7 protein-coding genes are annotated in these 5,544 nt (G+C 71.3%); 1 reads left to right on the top strand and 6 read right to left on the bottom strand.

Translation table 11 applies throughout. The annotated features are described in order from the left end of the window. Window positions 1–248: 248 nt before the first annotated feature. The 6 genes from G6023_RS13975 to dapE all read right to left on the bottom strand — a co-directional run bounded on the left by G6023_RS13975 (window position 249) and on the right by dapE (window position 4,470). Window positions 249–416, bottom strand: a complete 168-nt coding sequence (locus tag G6023_RS13975; protein ID WP_067718434.1) for a DUF3117 domain-containing protein — start codon at window positions 414–416, stop codon at window positions 249–251. Between the two features lie 92 nt (window positions 417–508). Further along, complete coding sequence (locus G6023_RS13970; RefSeq protein WP_132063448.1) at window positions 509–877, bottom strand: DivIVA domain-containing protein; 369 nt, start codon at window positions 875–877, stop codon at window positions 509–511. A gap of 75 nt (window positions 878–952) precedes the next feature. Then, window positions 953–1,861, bottom strand: coding sequence for a dihydropteroate synthase (folP, locus tag G6023_RS13965; RefSeq protein WP_182636070.1), 909 nt, complete (start codon window positions 1,859–1,861; stop codon window positions 953–955). Continuing rightward, a complete protein-coding gene (locus G6023_RS13960; RefSeq protein ID WP_067718442.1) occupies window positions 1,858–2,415 on the bottom strand; it encodes an LOG family protein in 558 nt (185 codons plus the stop codon). Before G6023_RS13960 ends, folP begins: the two co-directional genes overlap by 4 nt. Further along, window positions 2,412–3,212, bottom strand: coding sequence for an LOG family protein (locus G6023_RS13955; RefSeq protein WP_067718445.1), 801 nt, complete (start codon window positions 3,210–3,212; stop codon window positions 2,412–2,414). Before G6023_RS13955 ends, G6023_RS13960 begins: the two co-directional genes overlap by 4 nt. Window positions 3,213–3,297: 85 nt before the next feature. Beyond that, the gene (gene dapE / locus G6023_RS13950) at window positions 3,298–4,470 is read right to left on the bottom strand and encodes a succinyl-diaminopimelate desuccinylase (protein ID WP_372501983.1); all 1,173 of its coding nucleotides are present in this window, start codon (window positions 4,468–4,470) and stop codon (window positions 3,298–3,300) included. Window positions 4,471–4,522: 52 nt separating this feature from the next. Here dapE and dapD point away from each other — a divergent pair, with 52 nt between their 5' ends. Further along, complete coding sequence (gene dapD, locus G6023_RS13945) at window positions 4,523–5,491, top strand: 2,3,4,5-tetrahydropyridine-2,6-dicarboxylate N-succinyltransferase (protein ID WP_067718447.1); 969 nt, start codon at window positions 4,523–4,525, stop codon at window positions 5,489–5,491. Window positions 5,492–5,544 lie beyond the last annotated feature (53 nt).

Genomic DNA, 5,544 nt, shown 5'->3' with positions numbered 1-5,544 from the left:
ACCTTGACCACCGGTCGCCCGTCGTGGACGGAGACCCGCGCCTCGTCGGCGCGCCCCAGCGGCACGCGACCGGGCTCGGGAGCGCGGGTGACGACCGCCAGCGCGGCATCGGGGGCGGGACCGGAGACGACACGGACCGAGGGCAGGGGACGGCCGGGGACGGCGGACATCGAGGAGGACCTTCCGGGATATGAGTCGGCGCACCCGCCACGAGGGTCGGATGCGCCGGCATCGGTGGGGCGACGAGATCAGGAGATGGCCTGCGACAGCTCCTCGCTGAGCGACTTGGCCTCATCGGGGGTCAGCTCGACGACGAGACGCCCGCCACCCTCCAGAGGGACGCGCATGACGATCCCACGGCCTTCCTTGGCCGCCTCCATCGGTCCGTCACCGGTCCTGGGCTTCATAGCCGCCATCGAGTCGTTTCCCTTCGTCCTTGTCCGCGGGGCGGCGCACTGTACGAGCGCCCGTGCCCACGATCGGTACTGCTGAGTGGATGATGTCGATTCTAGCGCGTCCGGCCGCGTCCGGACGCCGTAGCGGGACGACCGTCCACCCCGTTCTGCGCCCCGTTCGCCGCGGCGTCCCCGGCCACGGTGACGTCCTCGCCCAACCGGGCCCGGAGCCGGTCGATCTCGACCGCCGCCTGCTCGAGTGCCCAGTCGACCTCCGCCATGGTGTAACCACGCGCAGACATACCGAATCGCACCGACCGGAGATCATCACCGGTCAGGGCCCCGTCCGGCAGGTGGGTGACCGTGTGGTCCCGGGCCACGGGCGGCAACACCTCGGAACGGCCGAACACCACGAGCGACAGCCCGAACAGCCCCGCCGCGACGACCAAGGTGACGACCACGTAGACGACGATGGTGAGCATTCCCGTGCTCCCCTCCTGTAGTGACTAGCGCCGCGGCCAGTCTGGCACACGGCCCGCCCCCGGCGGTGTGGCAAGTCACGCCAGGCCGCGTACGGTTCGTGCAGGTCGGCGCGTCCCCACGATCGACGACACCATCTCGAGGGCACGCAGTGTCCCCGGGACGTCGTGTGTGCGGAATACCCGCGCACCGAGGTAGGCCGCGACCGAGGTCGCCGCGAGGGTGCCCTCCGCGCGATCGTCCACGCCCGCGTCCAGGGTCTCACCGATGAAGTCCTTGTTGCTCAGCGCCATGAGGACCGGGTACCCGACCGCCACGATCTCGTCCATCCGTCGCAACAACTCGAGGCCGTGGAAGGTGTTCTTGCCGAAATCGTGGGTGGGGTCGATGAGGATGCCGTCCACCGGGACACCGGCCGCCAGCGCGCGGTCGGCGGCCGCCGTGAGTTCGTCGACGACGTCGCACACGACATCGGCATACCCCACGCGGAACGGCCGCGTCCGGGGCACCGCACCGCCCGTGTGCGAACAGACGAACCCGGCGCGCGCCTCCCCCGCCGCGGTCAGGACACCGGGATCGTGACCCGCCCACGTGTCGTTGACCAGGTCCGCCCCGGCCGCCACCGCGCGCCGGGCGACCTCGCCCCGCCAGGTGTCGATCGAGATCACCACGCCCGGGTGACGGACCCGCACCGCCTCCACGAACGGCACGACCCTACGGGTCTCCTCCGCGGCATCGACGAGGTCGCCGGGCCCGGCCTTGACGCCGCCGATGTCGAGGATGTCCGCGCCGGCCGCCACCACCTCGTCGACCCGCGCCATCGCCGCCGTGTCGGTGAACGTGGCCCCACGGTCGTAGAAGGAGTCCGGCGTACGGTTGACGATCGCCATCACCAGCGGGCGGTCGACCGGGACCGGGCGGCCACACAGGGTGGGCGCCGGCGCCGGCGCCGGGCCGAGACCGGGACCGGCACCGGCACCGGTCATCCCCGACCTCCACAGGCGTCGAGCGCGGCCTCGAGATCGTCACACACGACCAGGCTCGCCATCGCCTCGTCCTTGACCAATCCGGCCTCCACCAACCCTCCGACCCAGTCCAGCAAGGGGCGGTAGAACCCGATCGGGTCGTAGAGCACCACCGGCTTGTGGTGGAAGCCCAGGGACGCCGAGGTCCACATCTCGAACATCTCCTCCATCGTCCCGATCCCGCCGGGCAGGGTGAGGAACGCGTCGGATCGTTCCTCCATCTCCCGCTTGCGTTCCCGCATGGTCGTGACGACGACGAGTTCGTCGGCCGCGGTGTCGGCGACCTCGCGGACCCGCAGCCCCTCGGGGATCACACCGACGGTGCGTGCGCCACCCGCGCGGGCCGACTCGGCGAGCGCACCCATCATCGAGACGTTGCCGCCGCCCGAGACGAGCGACCACCCGCGTCTGGCGATGCCCTCCCCCACCTGCGTCGCGATGGCCAGCATCTCCGGGTCGTACGTGGAGGAGGCGCAGTAGACGCAGACACGGCGACCGGCGACCGGCGCCGTCACCGCTCGACCCCGCGGTGCTCCTCGCCGTACAGGTCCTCCCGCTCCTCGGACGTCAGCGCCGCCCTGTGGTGGGCCTCGCGGATGTACTCCACGGTCTCCGCCACGGAGTCCGTCACCAGGAACAGGTCGGGGTCGGACGCGGAGATCATCCCCTCCTCCGCCAGCGTGCCGCGGATCCAGTCGGTCAGCGGGGCCCAGAAGTCCACGCCGAGCAGCACGATCGGGAACCTGGTGATCTTGTCGGTCTGGACGAGGGTGATGGCCTCGAAGAACTCGTCGAGGGTGCCGAACCCGCCCGGCGTGCACACGAAGGCCTGCGTGTACTTGACGAACATCGTCTTGCGGATGAAGAAGTAGCGGAAGTGCAGTCCCAGGTCCACCCACCGGTTCAGGCCCTGCTCGTGGGGCAACTCGATCCCGAGCCCGACAGACTCGCCATCCGCCTCCCACGCCCCCTTGTTCGCCGCCTCCATCTGCCCGGGGCCACCACCGGTGACCACCGCGTAGCCGGCCTCCACCAGCGCACGGCCCAACTCCACGGCCTGCTCGTAGGCCGGGTCCCCGGGCCGGGTGCGGGCCGAACCGAACACACTGACGGCGTCCGACAGTTCGGCCAGCGCGCCGAAGCCGTTGACGAACTCGCTCTGGATGCGCAGCACCCGCCACGGGTCGGTGTGCAGCCAGTCGGTGTCCTGGTTCTTGTCCAGCAGCCGCTGGTCGGTGGTGGTGTGTTCGCCACCCTTCTCACGACGGACGAGGACGGGGCCTCGCATGTGCACGGGGTCGTTGGGGGCCATGGGCCGGGGGTCTCCTTCGATGATCTGGGGGTGGGGCCGGGAGTGGCGGTACCCGGGACATGGGCGATCCCGGGGCTCCCGCGCCCTAGCCGGTGAGGTAGGTGCGCAGCACCCTGCCGACCTCGGTGATCTGTGCCGCCGGACAGTACTCATCACGCTTGTGGGCCATGCCGGGGTCGCCGGGGCCGAGGTTGACCGCCGGGATCCCCAGGGCCGCGAAACGGGACACGTCGGTCCACCCGTACTTCGCACGGACCCGCCCGCCGGCCGCACGGACGAGTTCCGCCGCGGCCGGGGCCCCCAGACCGGGCAGCGCCCCCGGCGAGAGGTCGGTGAGTTCCCAGGACAGACCGGGCTCGGCGAGCGGGGTCTCCCCTTCCGCCACCCGTGGGAGACCGGTCAGCCCCAGTGCGTCGAGGGCGTGCGCGAGAGCGGCATCGGTGTCCCTGTCCGGGGCGGATCGGAAGTTCACGTCGAGCCAGGCCTCGTCCGGGACCGTGTTGCCGGCGACCCCCGCCGACATGCGGACGGCCTGCAGACCCTCGCGGTAGACACACCCGTCGATGTCCACCGACCGGGCCTCGTAGGCCGCGAGTGCCCCCAGCACCGGCGCGAGCCGATGCACGGCGTTGTCGCCCAACCAGCTCCGCGCCGAATGGGCCCGCACGCCGCGGGCGTGGATCCGGATCCGCAGGGTCCCCTGGCAGCCGGCCTCGATGAGCCCGCCGGTCGGCTCACCGAGGATCGCCACATCGCCCGTCAACCAGTCGCGGTGCGTGCGCTCGAGGACACCCAGACCGTTGGCCGTGGCTTCGATCTCCTCGCAGTCGTAGAGCACCAGGGTGAGATCGTGCGCCAGCTCGTCGGAGTCCGCCAGCGCGGCGAAGAGGTGCAGGAACACCGCGTCCCCAGACTTCATGTCCACTGTCCCGCACCCGTGCAGGACCGTGTCCGTCCCTTCGCCGGTGGCCCGGCACGGGACGTTGTCGGCCAGGGGGACCGTGTCGAGGTGTCCGGCGAGCACGACCCGGGTCGGGAGGCCCCGGGAGGTACGGGCGAGGACCCGGTTGCCGTCGCGGACCACCTCCGTCCGGTCGGCGGCGGGCCCGGTGAACCCGGCGACGGTCGTGACGAGAGCGTCGTGGACCGCGGCGGCGATCGCATCCTCCTCCCGTGAGGGACTGGGGATGTCGACGAGGGCGCGGGTGAGGTCGACCGGGTCGGCGGTCAGATCGAGGGCGGCGGTCACGGCCCCCACCCTAGTTGCCCGTGACCCGTGCCCGTCGGGGCAGACCGCTAGCATCGGGGCCATGAGTGCACATGGAGCCGTGGCCACCGGAATCGCCACCCTGACGTCCGACCACACCGTTCTCGACGTGTGGTACCCCGAGCCGGAGCTGGGCGCCGCGTCCGCCGGCGGTCACCGGGTGCTGTCCGGAGACGAGGTACCCGCCGAACTGTCGCCGCTGACCGGCGCCGACGCCGACCGGGGGGTCGAGACGGTGGCCGTGCGGGTGGAGATCGAGGACCTGACCCAGCCGCCGGCCGACGCCTACGACGCCTACCTCCGGCTCCACCTCATCAGCCACCGCCTCATCAAGCCGCATTTCGCGAACATGGACGGCTTGTTCGGCAAGCTCAGCAACGTCGTGTGGACCAACTTCGGACCGTGCGCGGTCCCGGGTTTCGAGCTGGTGCGCGCCAAGCTGCGGGCCCGCGGCCCGGTCACGGTGTACGGCGTGGACAAGTTCCCGCGCATGGTGGACTACGTGGTCCCGTCGGGCGTTCGCATCGCCGACGCCGACCGCGTCCGCCTGGGCGCCCACCTGGCCGAGGGCACCACGGTCATGCACGAGGGGTTCGTCAACTTCAACGCCGGCACGCTGGGCGCGTCGATGGTCGAGGGTCGCATCTCCGCGGGCGTCGTGGTCGGCGCCGATTCCGATGTCGGCGGCGGGGCCTCCATCATGGGCACGCTCTCCGGCGGCGGCAAGGAGACCATCTCGATCGGTGAACGGTGCCTGCTCGGGGCCAACTCGGGTGTCGGTATCTCGCTGGGCGACGACTGCGTGGTCGAGGCCGGGCTGTACGTCACCGCCGGCACGAAGGTGGATGTCCGGGCGGGCGCCTGGGCCGAGCGGGAGCCCGTGAAGGCCGGCCAGCTCTCGGGCATGGACAACCTGCTCTTCCGGCGCAACTCACTGACCGGTTCCGTCGAGGCGGTGCCGTGGAAGCGCGAGGGCGTCGAGCTCAACGCGGATCTGCACGCCAACGACTGACGCCGACGCTCATCGGCGGCGTCGCCCTCCGTCGACAAGGACGTTCCGCACAC

The sequence above is a fragment of the Dietzia sp. DQ11-71 genome (genome assembly GCF_014144995.1).
GTDB lineage: Bacteria > Actinomycetota > Actinomycetes > Mycobacteriales > Mycobacteriaceae > Dietzia > Dietzia kunjamensis.
This window is presented reverse-complemented; position numbering and strand designations above follow the sequence as displayed.